General features: G+C 36.6%; 17 protein-coding genes. 6 read left to right on the top strand and 11 right to left on the bottom strand.

Annotation, left to right across the window (positions count from 1 at the left end; all coding sequences use genetic code 11):
* Positions 1 to 319: 319 nt before the first annotated feature.
* The gene (gene bioH / locus ACE1OF_RS12460; RefSeq protein ID WP_448894894.1) at positions 320 to 1177 is read right to left on the bottom strand and encodes a pimeloyl-ACP methyl ester esterase BioH; all 858 of its coding nucleotides are present in this window, start codon (positions 1175 to 1177) and stop codon (positions 320 to 322) included.
* A 56-nt stretch (positions 1178 to 1233) separates the two neighbouring features.
* Between bioH and ACE1OF_RS12455 the strand changes: the two genes are divergently transcribed.
* Positions 1234 to 2022: a ComF family protein gene (locus ACE1OF_RS12455; protein ID WP_448894893.1), complete on the top strand. Its 789-nt coding sequence runs from the start codon at positions 1234 to 1236 to the stop codon at positions 2020 to 2022.
* A gap of 30 nt (positions 2023 to 2052) precedes the next feature.
* Here the strand turns inward: ACE1OF_RS12455 and ACE1OF_RS12450 are convergent, their stop codons facing one another.
* Positions 2053 to 4623: a M14 family zinc carboxypeptidase gene (locus ACE1OF_RS12450; protein WP_448894891.1), complete on the bottom strand. Its 2571-nt coding sequence runs from the start codon at positions 4621 to 4623 to the stop codon at positions 2053 to 2055.
* Positions 4624 to 4845: 222 nt separating this feature from the next.
* Here ACE1OF_RS12450 and nfuA point away from each other — a divergent pair, with 222 nt between their 5' ends.
* From nfuA to ACE1OF_RS12430, 4 genes are all read left to right on the top strand, one after another.
* Positions 4846 to 5424 (top strand): Fe-S biogenesis protein NfuA, encoded by a 579-nt coding sequence (gene nfuA / locus ACE1OF_RS12445; RefSeq protein ID WP_448894890.1) that lies wholly within the window; start codon positions 4846 to 4848, stop codon positions 5422 to 5424.
* A 294-nt stretch (positions 5425 to 5718) separates the two neighbouring features.
* Entirely contained in the window at positions 5719 to 6069 is a 351-nt protein-coding gene (locus ACE1OF_RS12440; RefSeq protein ID WP_448894889.1) for a VanZ family protein, read from the top strand.
* A gap of 95 nt (positions 6070 to 6164) precedes the next feature.
* Positions 6165 to 6404 (top strand): hypothetical protein, encoded by a 240-nt coding sequence (locus ACE1OF_RS12435; RefSeq protein WP_448894888.1) that lies wholly within the window; start codon positions 6165 to 6167, stop codon positions 6402 to 6404.
* A gap of 103 nt (positions 6405 to 6507) precedes the next feature.
* Positions 6508 to 7557 carry a polysaccharide deacetylase family protein gene (locus tag ACE1OF_RS12430; RefSeq protein WP_448894887.1) on the top strand — a complete coding sequence of 350 codons (1050 nt, stop codon included), beginning with the start codon at positions 6508 to 6510 and terminating at the stop codon, positions 7555 to 7557.
* A gap of 72 nt (positions 7558 to 7629) precedes the next feature.
* Here the strand turns inward: ACE1OF_RS12430 and ACE1OF_RS12425 are convergent, their stop codons facing one another.
* The 5 genes from ACE1OF_RS12425 to ACE1OF_RS12405 are packed head-to-tail and all read right to left on the bottom strand — an operon-like array spanning position 7630 to position 11614.
* Positions 7630 to 8250, bottom strand: a complete 621-nt coding sequence (locus ACE1OF_RS12425; protein ID WP_448894886.1) for an SCO family protein — start codon at positions 8248 to 8250, stop codon at positions 7630 to 7632.
* 12 nt (positions 8251 to 8262) lie between these two features.
* A complete protein-coding gene (gene cyoE / locus ACE1OF_RS12420; protein WP_448894885.1) occupies positions 8263 to 9177 on the bottom strand; it encodes a heme o synthase in 915 nt (304 codons plus the stop codon).
* Between the two features lie 20 nt (positions 9178 to 9197).
* Positions 9198 to 10220 carry a COX15/CtaA family protein gene (locus ACE1OF_RS12415; RefSeq protein WP_448894883.1) on the bottom strand — a complete coding sequence of 341 codons (1023 nt, stop codon included), beginning with the start codon at positions 10218 to 10220 and terminating at the stop codon, positions 9198 to 9200.
* A gap of 1 nt (position 10221) precedes the next feature.
* Positions 10222 to 10815 carry a hypothetical protein gene (locus tag ACE1OF_RS12410; RefSeq protein ID WP_448894882.1) on the bottom strand — a complete coding sequence of 198 codons (594 nt, stop codon included), beginning with the start codon at positions 10813 to 10815 and terminating at the stop codon, positions 10222 to 10224.
* 1 nt (position 10816) lies between these two features.
* Complete coding sequence (locus ACE1OF_RS12405; protein WP_448894881.1) at positions 10817 to 11614, bottom strand: SURF1 family protein; 798 nt, start codon at positions 11612 to 11614, stop codon at positions 10817 to 10819.
* Positions 11615 to 11658: 44 nt separating this feature from the next.
* On the opposite strand from ACE1OF_RS12405, the gene ACE1OF_RS12400 reads away from it, so the two are divergent.
* Positions 11659 to 11871 (top strand): DUF2909 domain-containing protein, encoded by a 213-nt coding sequence (locus ACE1OF_RS12400; RefSeq protein ID WP_448894880.1) that lies wholly within the window; start codon positions 11659 to 11661, stop codon positions 11869 to 11871.
* Between the two features lie 151 nt (positions 11872 to 12022).
* Here ACE1OF_RS12400 and ACE1OF_RS12395 read toward each other — a convergent pair whose 3' ends face one another.
* From ACE1OF_RS12395 to coxB, 4 genes are all read right to left on the bottom strand, one after another.
* Positions 12023 to 12907 carry a cytochrome c oxidase subunit 3 gene (locus ACE1OF_RS12395; RefSeq protein WP_448894879.1) on the bottom strand — a complete coding sequence of 295 codons (885 nt, stop codon included), beginning with the start codon at positions 12905 to 12907 and terminating at the stop codon, positions 12023 to 12025.
* Between the two features lie 67 nt (positions 12908 to 12974).
* Positions 12975 to 13532 carry a cytochrome c oxidase assembly protein gene (locus ACE1OF_RS12390; RefSeq protein WP_448894877.1) on the bottom strand — a complete coding sequence of 186 codons (558 nt, stop codon included), beginning with the start codon at positions 13530 to 13532 and terminating at the stop codon, positions 12975 to 12977.
* A 2-nt stretch (positions 13533 to 13534) separates the two neighbouring features.
* Positions 13535 to 15148, bottom strand: a complete 1614-nt coding sequence (gene ctaD / locus ACE1OF_RS12385) for a cytochrome c oxidase subunit I (RefSeq protein WP_448894875.1) — start codon at positions 15146 to 15148, stop codon at positions 13535 to 13537.
* Positions 15149 to 15151: 3 nt separating this feature from the next.
* Complete coding sequence (gene coxB / locus ACE1OF_RS12380; RefSeq protein ID WP_448894873.1) at positions 15152 to 16315, bottom strand: cytochrome c oxidase subunit II; 1164 nt, start codon at positions 16313 to 16315, stop codon at positions 15152 to 15154.
* Between the last annotated feature and the right edge of the window lie 305 nt (positions 16316 to 16620).

Here is a 16620-nt window from a genome sequence, read left to right as displayed (position 1 = left end):
ATCCTGAGTTGTCTTAAATTATATTGTTCCTTGATAATGCACGTTACTCAATAAAAAGTGTTACCCCCAATGTAAAGGGTAATTTACTGCCCCGTGTCAGAATAAATTCTAACCTACATGGATATTTCAAATTCACTTCAAATTTGACCGTAGATCCCGAGTTGCCTTAAATTATGTTGTTTCATGGTAGCGCACTTCACTCAGCAAAAAGTGTTACACCCAATGTAGGGGGTAATTTATTGCCCCATGTCAGAATAAATTCTAACCTACATGGATATTTCAAATTCATTTCAAATTTTATCGTAGATCCTAAGTTGTCTTAAATCGCTTTGTTTTTAAGATTCACCATCAACCATTGAATCAGTATTTCTTTAAAATCATCCGCATGAGATATAAAAGGCGCATGAGAGGCTTGCTTAAAAATATACACATCACTTTTTGGCGTGAGTTCATTCACTTTTTCTATCACTGATTTCGGCACTAAACTGTCTGCATTACCATACAGGCGCAAAAATGGCTGAGTTACGTTTTGCAATGTGTGTCTATAATCACTGCTTTCTAATAACGTTAAGGATTGATCAAGAGTAGCTTGACTTGCCATTTTCTGTTGAAAAACTAACTGACTAATTTTTTTTATATCTTGGCGAATATGCGGACTTCCCATTGCTTGAATTTTTAAAAAGCCATCAATAGTTTTTTCTATATTCACTTGCAGTTGCTGATGAAACGCAGCAAGTACATTTGCTTTTATTCCTGGCCATATTACCTGAATATTCTCTTCAACTTGCACCTTTTCCTCAATAAATCGAGGTGTACTTGCTACAGTGATCAAAGCCAATACTTTTTCAGGAAAGCGCAACGCCATTTCAGTTGCGACTAAGCCTCCAAGTGACCACCCCACATAAATGGCTGGCTTGGTAATTGTGTTAGTAATGCTCTGACAGATATTTGCTAAGGAATAAGGAGTTATATCTACACTAACATTCACACCAAAACCAGGTAAATCTAACGTAACAACATTAAAAAATTGAGTAAAGTCATCAGGTAAGCTTTCAATTAACGGCTGCCACACAGCAGAATTAAGCCCCCAACCATGAAGTAAAACTAACGGTATTTTTTCACTCGTTTCTAAAGGCTGTAAATCAGAAGAACTGGAAATATTGAGAGTTTCTGCCATGCTCATCTCTAAGGGAATAAATAAATGACGCCCATTTTACAAAACGGATGATAACAATGAAATGGCAAATAATAGAATGGCAAAGAAAAATTCAAAAACTGTATAGGCAGTTTTTATTGTCAGTAGGTCAATGTGACTTATGTGGTAACAATTTAAACAGTACGCCTACACAAGCACCAAGCCTCTGTCAGCAACCCTTATATCACCAAACATTAATCTGTTCATCCTGTTTTGCGGATTTACCACTTTTTAAACAAGAAATAATTCAAAATGACTTACTCAATTGGCCTGCAATAAATAAAGCTTTACCCAACATTCATTTTGATCATTTAATTTGTCTTTCACCTTATTTACCACCATTCACTCAATGGTTACCACAGCTGAAATATCAAGGAAGATTTGAACTGGCTTCACTGCTATCCAATTCACTGGCGCGGTTATTTACTGATGAACTATTAGCAAAATATATATCATCTATTGATCTTGTTATGAGCGTACCAATACACAGCCAAAAGTGGAAAATTCGTGGCTATAACCAAGCTCATTTGCTGGCAAAACCACTCGCTAACTATTTACAACTGCCCTATGATGAAACGGCTTTAATTCGGGTGAAAAACAATATCAGCCAAGTGGGAAAAACAGGTAATGAAAGACGAAATAATTTAGCAAAGGCTTTTAAACTAGCTAAAAAATTACCTTGTCATATTAAACACGTTATGTTGGTTGATGATGTGTTAACAACAGGCACTACAGCCAATGAAATTAGTAAAATATTAAAACACGCAGGTATTAATAAAGTTACCGTGACAACGGCCTGTTTAACACTACCAAAGCCCAATAATTAAGGCACTAATGAATTTATATTTATTAATGCCTTAATTTATTGGCGCACTAAAAGCTTTCGCAAAAAACAAGCTATTTGCCAATAACTTAGCGCTTCCTAACCAATAGCCTCGAAATGCTAAAACATCAGCAGTAGCAATAACACGACCCTTACCATAATCATGGGCAACAACGGCGGCATTATGCGATAAAAGATTAACTAAGTTGTTGTCAGCATAGCCACTCAATAATGGCTCAGCATTGTAAGTTGCTACGGTGATAAAAGATTGCTGTTCTGTATTCATCATTAAAGTGCTGTTTCTAAATAAGGGCAAACTTTTATTGTCATACCCAAAAGCAAGCGGATGTGAAGTATCAAGCGTTGTTTCGAAAATAGCCCCTGCTATGCGCTTTCTTGCACTAAGTTTCTTTTTATCTTGATAGTTGAGTTCACGACTATCAAACAGGTTATCAATTTGTTTTTTATTGATGAAATCAACAAACAATACATCTTCTTTAGTTAACCATTTTGCTGCACGTTTTTGCGCAAAAACAATACCGCCTTGCTTCAGCCACTGTTTTAATTGGCTTATGTTCTTGTCAGACAATCGACTATAATCGCCATCAACCAGTATTAAATGACTATAATTGGCTAACTCTATGTTAGCTAATCGTGAGTGTTCAATAATACTCACTGGTATGTGCAATGTTTCATCAAGATAATAACGAATTTCGCCCGCTTCATATTGCGAAATACCTTCTCCACCTAAAAGCAGCACTTTAGGCTGTGCTAACGAATGAAACGAATGGCTGCCAAAATCGATGCCTTGGCTAGTTAAACCACTCTGGATGGTAAACAGTGAAATATTTTCCTTCGTTGCCAGTTCGGCAAGATTTTCCCGCCAATTTTCAGCTACTTGAATACCAGCTGGAATAATAACCGTGCCACTAGCAAATGTTCTTTCTTGGCCTTTAATTTGGCTAACAAAACTGCGGGTTGCCACTTTAGCTTTAATATTTTTATTTTGTAATTGGTTTAATAATTTTGGGGCCAAAAAATGATGCCATTCAAATGCGTAAGCATAATCTTCATTGCTGGTATTTATTTTACTTACATTAACTATATCGTTAATTGACCAAGCTTTTTTTGCTAACGACAATCCCCATGTACTGTCTAATGCTTGAAAATCAATATTCATTGCCAGTGGCATAGTCCAACCCGAAACATCATAAAAAGTGTTATCAGGGAAGTCTGTTCTTTGCTCAAACAATGCTTGAATTAAACGATACTGACTTTGTGCTAATGGCACATAATAGCTGTTTTCTTTACGATAGTTTTTGCCTTTATAACTGAAATCATCATTCAATTGAAAAACATTAATTTGATGTTGAGATAATTTTTTCAATAATGCATTCAAACGGTAATTATCTTTTGTTTCACTGAACAAATAACCATCAAACTTTTCTTTTTTTGCTTGGTATAGAGCTTGCCGATAAAAGTCTTTTTTATACGCTTTAAGTACATCACGATTTTGCCACGCTCCTTCAATGGTTGAAAGTGATGTTAAAACATGATTTTGAATACCATATTCAAAGGTAAGCAAACCATTAATCGTCTCTTGTTGCATACCTCGTGCGCTAGCCTGCTCAAATAAAATACCTACACCACCATTAATATCGGGGTAAGTAGAGCCTTTACCATAATAGAAATCGTCAAAGCTTTCTTCGCTATAATATAAACGCTGTGCTTTGTCTAATGCCTTTGCATGAAATTTTGCTAACGCTTTAGTTAAGGTAATATTTTGCTTTGGTGTCAATGGGTTTGTTCTACTAGCAATACCAGGTTGAAAGAAATAACTGCTGTTAGCTCCCATTTCATGATAATCACCTACAACATGAGGTTGATATTGATGAAAATATTTTAGTCTATGCTCACTCTCTTTTTGTGTTAACAACAACCAATCACGGTTGAGATCAAACCAAAAATGATTCGTTCTTCCACTGACCCAGCCTTGATGGTGCTCAATATGTTCAGCATCACTATTCTCTGCTGACCCACGATAGGTTGTAACCCAATTAACAAACCTATCCATACCATCAGGGTTAATACTCGGCTCTAATACAATAATAGTATTAGCCAATAAATTTTCTATGGTTTGCTCTTCAGTGGCCGCTAAATAATAGGCGACTACCATCGCCGCATTAGCGCCGCTTATTTCATCTCCGTGAACACTATAACCAAGCCAAATAACTAAAGGGTCATCAGATAATTTAACGCTTTCACTTTGATAGGGCACCTGCCGTTGAGCAAGAATATTGTCTAAATTTTCAAGATTTTCAGGACTTGAAATAGTCACTAAAAATTGTTCTCGTAACTGTGACGTGCGGCCAATACTCGTCGTTTTAATTCGAGTTGAATGCTGCGCTAGCTTATTAAAATACGCTTTTAATTGATCATGTCTTAAATGACGTTCTCCAATAGAGAAACCCAAAGTTTCACTCGGTACAGGTATTTTGGTGTTAAACGTTGCCTGCTCAGGCAAATACTTTTGTACGGGTTGAGCCCACAAAAAGCAACTTGGTAACAATAAAAATAAAAAAGTAAAAGCGCGATACAATGACATAATAAATCCTGATTTGATGAACCGTAATAAAATAACAAATAAAAGCATAAAAATCATTAGCACATCACAAGATTGCAGCGTAAAATGTCCATACTTGAGTAAAATACTCAAGTATACCCAAGCCTTTTGGTTCTCACTGATAATATCTTGTGAGTATTGTATTTTGAGAAGGTTTGAGTATATTCTGTTTCAAAATAAAGCAAACAAGCGAGTTACCGTATTATGATCACTATATCACCCACAGCCCAAGAGCACTTTATTAAACTGCTTTCTCAACAAGCAGAGGGCACCCATATTCGTGTATTTGTTGTTAATCCTGGAACGGCTAAAGCCGAGTGCGGAGTTTCATATTGCCCTGCTGATGCAGTAGAGCCTGACGATATAGAATTACCTTTCGACGGTTTTTCAGCCATGGTTGATGCCGATAGTAAAAGTTATTTAGAAGAAGCTGAAATTGATTTTATTACTGACCAAATGGGTTCTCAACTAACCTTAAAAGCGCCTAATGCAAAATTACGTAAAGTAGCAGATGATGCGCCATTATTTGAACGAGTACATTACTTTTTACAAGCCGAAGTTAATCCTCAATTAGCTGGGCATGGCGGTGAATGTACCTTAGTAGAAATCACTGATGATGGTTATGCTGTATTACAATTTGGTGGTGGCTGTAACGGCTGTAGCCAAATTGATGTTACTGTAAAAGATGGTATTGAAACACAGTTAATTGATATTATGGGTGGCGAAATAAAAGGCGTTAGAGATGTTACTGAACATCAACGCGGTGACCATTCTTATTACTAAAACCTGCTGATTTTCAATAAAGCTTATGTATAATTTGCTCGCTAGATTAGGCCAAAACCCCAAACGAAGTTTAACAATTTTTTTATGTGGATTTGGCCTTTTTATCGTGGGGTTATGCTTTATTGCTGTGGGTTACTTTTATCACCACTTATGGCAGGTTCTCGGTATTATCATCATAGTGTTTGCCTGCATAATTGCTGCTTGGGGGTATTTAGGAATATTTGCAAATCGTTGGTTTACTATTCTTAATAGAAATAAACCTAAACGGCATCCTACTACGACAAATAAAATACCATGATCCACTTCATCCAAAAATATTGGCTTATGCTAACTTGTTTACTCATTGCTAGCATTTCAACATTATCATTATGGCCCGCCACATCTTTACCCAATGTACCTGGTACAGACAAAACACACCATTTTGTCGCTTATGCGGCATTAATTTTTCCTACAGTAATAAAACAACCTAAAAATACTGTTTTTATTGTCATTGGATTTGTTGCTTTTAGTGGTGCAATTGAATTAATTCAACCTTATGTTAACCGATATGGCGAATGGCTAGACATGCTAGCAAATACCTTAGGCTTACTCTGTGGTTGGATTTTGGCAAAGATAACCTTATACATTTGCCAAAAAACAACTTAATAGAAGGATAAAAGATTGAGATATGTTGACGCTTATCAAGCCTATCAATAAAAAATCAACTAGAATACATTTAAAGACTACATAAGGTAACCAGCATGGAAACAGTTAAACACCACCCAAAACATTTTTGGCAAAAAATAATGATAATCGTAGCCAACATCAGTTTTGCCTGCGCAGCCATTGGTGTGGTGATAACACTACTCTATATTGGTGAAGTATCTGAAGAATATAAAGCAGCAATGGGCGCTATTACCTTTATATGCTTTGCTATTGGTGTTGTTTTAAAAGCTATGGGTAGTACTAGTATTCCTAATTTAAAACCCAAAAAAGATTGATTAAAGCTTGGATTAGATTATATTCTAACCATAACCTCTATTTTGTTAGGTATTATAATGAAAAAAAGCAGTTTTAGCCTATCGCTTTTATAAGAGAGACTTCATGAAATTAATACTTGCTGTCATACTTTTGCTTTTCATTCATGCATCGGCTTTTGGTGCCGTCATTTTACAATATCACCATGTCAGTAATACAGCACCTAAAAATACAAGTATAACACCAACACAATTTGAGGCTCACTTAACCTACCTAAAAGAACACAATTTTAACGTAGTACCACTATCACAAATTATAGAAAAAATTAAAAACCAGCAACCTATTAAAGATAAAACTGTCGCAATTACCTTTGACGATGCTTATGTTGATATACTAAATCATGCAACGCCTTTACTTGACCGATTTGGCTACCCTTATACTATTTTCGTTAACCCTGATACTATTAATCAAAATTTCCCCTCTAATCTGTCTTGGTCACAACTAAAACCTTTAGCGGACAAAGGGGTTATTATTGCCAATCACGGCTTTGATCATAGCTCGGTTATTCGGGGAGAAAATAATTTACCCCAAGCTCAATGGTTAGCTAAAGAAACTAAATTATTATTAAAAGCTGAATCAATGATTAAGGAAAAAACAGGCCAAAGTTGGCGATATTATGCTTATCCATACGGAGAGTATGATCCTGAAATACAAAACTGGGTAAGAGAGAATGACTTCATAGCCTTTTCACAACAATCTGGCGCTGTAGGTTTATATACTGATTTAACGAGTGTGCCACGTTTCCCTGCTTCTATGCCATACGACGAAATTGAAAGTTTACGAGATAAGTTAAATTCCTTACCTCTTACTATCCAATTAAAAGGCAATAATACTGAAACTATTGTGCAACACAAACAAGTATCCAAACTATCTTTTACTGTTGAAGTAGATGATTTTAATAAATCAGATTTTAACTGTTATATTTCTGGATTAGGTAAACAAAAAATAAAATGGCAAGACAAGAATTACGTCACTATACATTTTAACAGTCACTTACCTACGGGTAGGGTTCGTTGTAATTGTACAGCGGCTAGTATAAGTAAACCTGGCCGTTTTTACTGGTACTCAAAACCTTGGTTTGTGTTAGAAGAAGATGGCGGATGGTACCCACTTTAATTGAATACGCTTTTCACCATGAGCTGACTTCTACCTACAAATAATAGTAATTACTAACATTAAATAGGATTATTAATACAGTGCGACTATTTTCTGATAATCACTCAATAACTTATCACTATCAATACTAGGGACTTTTCCTATGGCTTGTTCTGGCTTAAAAATAGCCGTAATTTTACCATCAGGGTTAATCAATACTATCGATGCACTGTGATCAACTAAATAATCTTCATCTTTACCAGTTATCGCATACATTAACCCCAAATTACGTGCAAAAGGGAAAAGTGCTTCATGTCCCCCTCTTAACGCAATAAACTCAGCATTAAAATAAGCAATATACTGACTTAATTTTTCTTGGGTGTCTCGCTGTGGATCAACACTCACCAACAACACTTGGCTATTAGCAGCAATCGCTTTGAGATCATCATAAATAAAACCTAAATTTTGTAAGGTTGTAGGACAAACATCAGGGCAAGATGTGTAACCAAAAAAAATCAACGACCATTTACCATTGAACTGTTCTTTAGAAAATAACTGACCATTATGGTCGGTTAATTCAAAGGGCTTTATCTCTCTTGGCTGTTGATAATGAAGCGCATACTCTGGCTGAGGTAGCTCATTAACCTGTTTAAAGGTCAAAATACCAATAATAACGGCACATAACCCCGCGATGTAAATAACAAATTTTCTCATAACTAAGTAATTCTATCCTACGGGTAATAAATAATGGTCGAGCAATAAAATGATGAACAACACCATTAAATGAATAATCGAAAATTTAAACGTGTCCATAGCCGTATTCTTATCAGCATTAAATTTTAACTTCCATGCGTAACCAAAGAAAATTAAGTTTAATACCACGGCACCAATCAAATATAACCAATTGCTCATACCCACCAAATAAGGTAACAAGCCAACAATAAACAATAACACGGTATAAAACAAAATTTGGGTTTTAGTAAAGTTAATACCGTGCGTTACGGGTAACATAGGAATGTTTACTTTCGCGTACTCGTCTTTACGATGAATAGCCAATGCCCAAAAATGTGGTGGCGTCCAAGTAAAAATTAACAAGACTAATAATAATGCGTGTGGGTGAATTTCATTTGTCATTGCAGTCCACCCCAGCAAAGGTGGAATAGCGCCAGCTAAACCACCAATAGTAATATTTTGTGGTGTAGCGCGTTTTAAATATAAGGTATACACAAAACTATAACCCACTAAGCCTGCAAGTGTTAAAAATGCAGTTAATGGATTAACCAACGTATAAAGTAATATAAAGCCTAGTAAAGCAATACTAACAGCAAATATTATTGCATTATACGCTGTTATTCTTCCTTCAGGTAAAGGACGATTATGTGTTCGCCCCATAATAGCATCTATTTTTTCGTCAACAATATGGTTTATTGCCGCTGCTGCTGAAGATAATAAGCCTATCCCTAACATAGCAGGTAAAAATAATTGCCATGGTAATCCTCCAGGCACTGATAAACTCATACCCACAACAGCTGTTAGTACCAATAAAGCAACCACTCTAGGCTTGGTAATATCATAATATGCACGCCATTTAGGTATTATTAACGACGTCATTTGTGTTTCATTTATAGCTTCATCAGACATAATATTTCCTATTCTATCGCTTATATTTTGCAGCGGATACGGTAAGTCAGACTAATCAATGCCATCAACAAACAAACAGCAACAACATTATGACCAACCGCAATTGACAACGGCAATGAAAACAAAACATTAGACATGCCAAGTAATACCTGGCTAGTTAATGCTAAACCAACAAGTATCGCAGTGGGTTTTAACGTATTAGTGCTATCTTTAAGATAAATCATCACAACAAGCCACGCTAAGTAAAGGGTTGTTACAATAGCGCCAAAACGGTGCATTACATGTATGGTAACGCGTTCTTCGTGCTCTAAATGACCAAATTCATAACTTTCTCGCTCAGGTGGTATTAATTTGAAAGCGTTTGTAAAGTCAATATGGGCTTGCCACCCTGGTTGACAAATAGGTAATTCAACACAACTTAATGCAGCATAGTTTGACGAAGTCCAACCGCCTAACGCTATTTGACCCACCAAAATAATAATACCTAACAAAGCATACCTGCTATATTTTTTTACCGACAATGCTGACTTCGGTTTTTGCTTTGGCCATAAGCGTAAATAAAGTAGAAACAGCAAACATAGTGTTGTAAAGCCACCCAATAAGTGCCCCATCACCACAACAGGCATCAATTTCATGGTCACTGTCCACATTCCTAATGCCGCTTGAAAAATAACAACCAATAGAATACACAGTGGCAACCACAAAGGGGTTCCTTGTTTACGGTTTTTAAACGACAAAAAAGCAATCGCCAAAATAAGCAAACCTAAGGTGCCAGCAAAATAGCGGTGAATCATTTCATTCCAAGCTTTTTCTGGTTCAATCTGATGCTCAGGATAAGCTAACTCGGCTTTGGCAATTTGCTCTAAGGTTTCTGGTACATCAATGAAGCCATAACAGGTGGGCCAATCTGGACAACCTAAACCTGCATGCGTCAATCGTGTATACGCACCTAAAGCAACAACCACAAATGCCATTAAAATGCTAATAAACACTAATTTTCTAATAACACTGCTTTGCTGAGTAGACAAGACTTGCTCATTCATACTAACCAACCTTTGAGTATTTAAGCAGCTTTTTCATATCGGCCAAAATCTGTTTACCAAACTGTGGTAATTGCTCAGTATTATCGGGAATTTGATGACTTAAAAACACATTACCAAGCGGGTCAACAATGAAAATTTGAGATTGGTTGATAATATTATTGCCTTTAGTCGGCATTGACATTAACTGCCATTGACTTCCTGAAAGATGTTGTCTTTGATCTACTGATAGATCTTTATGAGATAAAGCAACAGGAATAACTCTAGGCTTGTCCTTGCCTAAGGCGATATAAGTATTATGAACAACAGAAAGTGTTTTTTGGCAATCAACCTCACAGTTCGTAGGGAGGTTATATACAATTAACCAATGATGAGTAAACGTTGCTGGATCTAGTCCTAAATCTTCTAACGTTAATTCATTGGTTAGCAACGTACCTTTATTAGTAACGCCTGTGGCTAACCACTGTCCGTTTAATGCAAATTTAGCCAATATAATTGGCAGAACAAAAATAGTAATCATCAAGAAAAAGCTTCGTCGATTCTTTTTTTGAATATCTTTTGTTTGAGTAACTAAAGTTTTATCTTGCATAGAACTCATACTAATCCGCCTTAACTTTATTTATATTATTGCTTTTATTCTTTACTCTATTACCACCAAATTTAGCCCATAACATCAGTAATAACCAAGCAAGTGCCAGACTAAACCATTGAAAAGCATATGCGCGATGTTTTTCTGGTGGCATAACAATAGGCTGCCAATTTTTTTCAAAGCCTACGACTTCATTTTTGTCTACATACACAATAAAGGGCAAGAGTGGGCGATTAATTATTACAGAAAATTTATCTAGTTCAATTTGCTGTACTCGTAATGGCCAAGTTACTTTTGAAAACACCTGCTCTTGCAATAAAATACCTTTTTCAATTAAACGAACATTGCCTTTAAACTTTTGTCTACCACGCAGTGCTGTAATGTTAGGTAATTCATCCCTGTTGATTGAGCCTTGTACCCAGCCTAAATTTATCAACACTGCATTTTCTTTTGTTCTAGCAACCTGATATACACGATATCCTAAACGCCCTTTATTCACTTGGTTGTCTAATAAAAACAACTCTTTTTCATTAAATTCACCATCAATAAAAACAGGATAATCATTAATGTCAGACTCACTATCCGTTGAAAGTGCGAGTACCTGTGTTAACGATACTGGCTTTTGGTTACTTAATTTTTCAATTTTCGCTAATCGTTGTTCCTTTTCTAATGCCCTAGCACTTTGCCACAAGCCAAGCTTTACTAATGCTGAAAAAACAAGCACAGTAACAATCAACCACAGTAAATTAAACTTAGTGATGTTGCTTTTTTTCTGTTCTTCTAAAATATAAGAAGTACTACTTGGCATTAAAAAAAGTCCTTACAACGCGCTAATTCTTAGGGTACAAGAGTATGTTATTTAAAATCGTTATCATCGCATTAATGATATTTATGGTTTACAACCTGTTTCGCGCTTTACTCCTTATGAACAAAAAACCAGATCCAAACCAACCTTCTATGACGAAATATATTGGCCGTAGGCTTTTGGTCTCCGTTGCTATCGTAGTATTACTACTGATAGGCTTATTCACTGGATTAATCACTCCAAACCCAAGACCTTATTAAAATTCGATCAGTTATATCTCTTATGTACTTTATCGATTTAATCCATTCATGCTAAGCTAAATTCGCTAGAGCAAAATGAAGACACGAAGTTGATGCTAGTCAATATGTAATCTTCGATGAAACTATAGTGGCTTTAGTAACGCATTAACAATTAAAGAATGTAGACAAATACAAAGAGTAATACCCACACCACATCAACAAAGTGCCAATACCAACTTGCTGCTTGAAATGCAAAATGATTATTTGGCGTAAAATGCCCCTTTAACACTCTGAAAAACATTACTATTAGCATAATGCAACCGAGTGTTACATGCATACCATGAAAGCCAGTTAGCATGTAAAAGGTATTACCATAAATTCCACTGGTTAAATACAATTGCATTTCATCAGAATAGCCATGGGCATATTCTTGTATTTGAAAGAAAATAAACGCTAAGCCTAATATAATAGTGAGCCCTAACCAGGCTTTTAATTGTGGACGATTATTTTTCTCTAACGCGACATGAGCAAAGTGAGCCGTAATCGATGAGGTTAATAACAACACCGTATTCAATAGCGGTAAGCCATACCATCCCATACCTGTAGTTTCAGTACCACCTGGAGTTTTAGTTAATGGCCATGTTGCTGTAAATTCGGGCCACAATACAGCACCTGTCATGGCATTATTTCCTGCACCATCTAACCAAGGTACTGAGAACGTGCGTGCATATAATAAAGCCCCAAAAAATGCCGCAAAAAACATAACTTCAGAAAAGATAAACCAACTCATACCCTGTCTAAAGGAATGATCCATCTGGTGGCTATACTTTCCTGCCATCGATTCATTAATAACATTACTAAACCAACCAACCACCATATAAATAACCAAAGCAATACCAGCTAATAATATATATCCGCCAAAGCCGCTTGTTTCGTTTTTAATGTCTGTCACATAATTAGCGGCACCAATCGCAATCATAAATAATGCCACGGCACCGACTATTGGCCAGTGGCTTTGTGCTGGTACATAATAACTTTCGTATTCTTTTGTTGTCATTTTGGTTCCCTCTCTATTATTCTATTTACCTCTGATAGCTACAATAGCTAACAAAGTTATCAATGCTTTAAGAGTTTTCTTTACCGCTAATGTCATACAAGGTGTATGACAACGTCAGTGTGTTAATCTCAACAGGTAGCTCACGGTCAACATAAAACTGTAAGCCCATCTTTACTTCTTCACCCGCTTTTAGCGGCTGTTGTGTAAAGCAAAAGCATTCTATTTTTTGAAAATATCCAGCGGCCAACCCAGGAGAAACAGAGGGGACTGCTTGGCCGATAATATCGTGTTGTGATATATTTTTAGCGTAAAAATTTACAAACTTCATTTCACCAGGATGCACTGATACTTCATTGATTACAGGTTCAAATTGCCAAGGAATTCCCTTAGCCATTCGTGTAATAAACTGCACTTTTACGGAACGTGATGTATCAATACCATCATCCGTATACAATGCAGCAACTGTATTAGTTTTACCATTTAGCCCCGTAATATCACAAAAAACATCATACAAAGGCACTAATGCAAAGCCAAAACCAAACATAGCAAAAACCACCAAGACTAGCTTTTTAATAACTTGGCTATTGCTTGGTTTATTTGTTCTATGTGCCGTCCCGTTACTCATTTTTAGTGCTTATCCTCATTGATTGGCGGTGGAGTGCTAAAAGTGTGATATGGCGCTGGGCTTGCTACTGTCCATTCTAATCCCTCTGCCCCATCCCAAGGTTTGGCAGGAGCTTTTTCACCACCTCTGATACATTTAATCACTACCGCTAAGAAAATTAACTGCGATAAACCAAAAGCAAACCCACCTATACTGACCCATTTATTAAAATCAGCAAACTGCAAGGCATAGTCTGGTATACGACGTGGCATTCCTGCTAACCCTAAGAAGTGCATAGGGAAAAACAATAAATTTACCGAAATTAACGAACACCAAAAATGCCATTTTGACAGGGTATCGCTATACATATGCCCAGTCCATTTAGGTAACCAAAAATAAGCACCCGCATAAATAGAGAACAGCGATCCTGTTACTAATACATAATGAAAGTGAGCCACCACAAAATAAGTATCATGGTATTGAAAATCAACAGGGGTTAACGCCAACATTAATCCTGAGAAACCACCAATGGTGAATAAAATTACAAATGCGATCGAAAACAACATGGGGATTTCAAAAGTCATAGAGCCACGCCACATCGTAGCAACCCAGTTAAATACTTTAACGCCTGTTGGTACCGCAATTAACATGGTGCAATACATAAAGAATAGTTCACCAAATAACGGCATTCCCGTCGTAAACATGTGATGAGCCCAAACAATAAATGACAACAAAGCAATAGAAGCTGTTGCATAAACCATTGAACTATAACCAAATAATTTTTTACGCGCAAAAGCTGGAATAATCGTTGAAACAATACCAAATGCAGGCAGTATCATTATGTATACTTCTGGGTGCCCAAAGAACCAAAAAATATGCTGGAACATGACAGGGTCGCCACCACCCGCGGCATCAAAAAAGCTGGTACCAAAATAGGTATCGGTTAGCAACATTGTTACTACGCCAGCTAAGACCGGCATGACCGCAATAAGCAAATAAGCCATAATAAAAAAGGTCCATACAAACAATGGCATTTTCATGTACGTCATACCTGGGGCACGCAAATTCATAATGGTTACAACAATATTAATTGCGCCCATAATTGATGATATCCCCATAATATGAACGGCAAAAACAAAAAAGGCAGTACTACCGTTTGAATACGTTGTTGAGAGTGGCGCATAGAATGTCCAACCAAAGTTTGGTGCTCCACTTTCCATAAAGAAAGAACTGATAAGAATGGCAAACGCAAAAGGTAATATCCAAAAACTCCAGTTATTCATTCTTGGTAAAGCCATATCTGGCGCACCAATCATCATAGGCAGCATCCAGTTCGCAAAACCTGTAAACGCTGGCATAATCGCACCAAATACCATGATCAATCCATGAACTGTAGTTAACTGATTAAAAAAATCAGGCTCCACAATTTGTAAACCTGGCTGAAATAGTTCAGCTCGGATCACCATGGCAAGTGCTCCGCCTGTTAACAGCATAATAAAAGAAAACCATAAATATAATGTGCCGATGTCTTTATGATTTGTCGTAAATAACCAACGCTTTAGCCCTGTCATTTTATGATCATGATGCTCATCGTGATGCACTTCATCAAGCGATTCATTTATTGTATTTGTTGTCATTTATTACTCCCCGCTTGCCGCTTTAACATCAGAACTTTGCACTAAATCACCCGTGTCATTGCCCCATGAGTTTCGTTCATACGTAACCACTGCTGCAATTTCTTTCAAACTCAATTGCTTACCAAATGGCGGCATCATGTTTTTACCGTGTAACACTAAAGCAATATGATTTTCAACAGGCCCTTGAGTAGCTACTGCGCTACCTTTAAGCGCTGGGAATGTAGGCGGCAAGCCTAAACCCGTAGGTTGATGACAAGCTGCACAATAAGCCATATAGGTAGTTTCACCCAACTGCATTAACTCTGCTTTACTCATAGAAGCACTTAAAGAGGCTTTTTCAGCATCAGCCGCTTTGGCGGTTAATTCATGTTGCTCTGTCAACCACGCGTCATAATCTGCGCTGGATTTAACATCAACAACAATAGGCATAAAGCCATGATCTTTGCCACAAAGTTCTGCACATTGGCCGCGATAAATACCTGGCTTATCTACATTCGTCCAAGCTTCATTAATAAAACCTGGGTTAGCATCTTGCTTAACCGCAAATGCAGGTACCCACCATGAATGAATAACATCGTCTGAGGTAATTAAAAAACGAACTTTTTTATTGGCAGGAATAACTAATGGTTTATCAACTTCTAACAGGTAATCTTTCCCTTTAAGTACACCGTTACCATCAAAACTACCATTATGATTTTCATATTGTTCCCGAGGAGTTGATAGCACTGAATAGTACTCTATATTTTGATCAAAATATTTGTAATGCCATTTCCACTGTGAACCAGTAATTTGAATAGTAACATCGGAATTATCATTATTTTCCATGTCGATTAATGTGCTAGTTGCCGGAACAGCCATAGCGATGAGTATAATGACAGGAATTGCAGTCCAGAGTATTTCTACTGTTGTGCTTTCATGAAAATCAGCCGCTTTTGCACCTTTTGATTTGCGATGAAAGAACATTGACCAAAACATAGCACCAAATACGACAATACCAATGGCGGTACAAATGTACAGGGCTAGCATATGTAAACCGTATACTTCCCTACTAACCGCAGTTACTCCTTTGGTCAGATTTATCTGTGCCTCCGACCAAGCTGAACAAGAAAAAAAGCTTGTAAAAAAAAGCCCGATTCCCATCCACCAACATTGATTACTTTTACTCACTCAACCTCTCCTCTATCAATACCTATTCATTGAAAATAGCTTGGTTAGCATTTTCTTTAAAACAGGGTATAGAAAACAGAAAGCAGCAATGTACATCACAACTCATTGAACTGATTATCTGTTAATTTAGTTATTATTATTTTCTAATTAAGCGCTTATTAATTAGTAAAGCACATCATTTAAATTTTATTAAATTAACCGACGTAAATAGCCAACTCATCTATGGTGAATAGTTAAACATTCGGTATAGGCATAGAATCAACGTATTGACGTCTTTTTATACAGTTTTGCTAGTTATTTTTTGT

The organism is Colwellia sp. E150_009, assembly GCF_053543955.1.
Note: the sequence above shows the minus strand (reverse complement) of the source record. Positions and strands in the feature narration are given on the sequence as shown.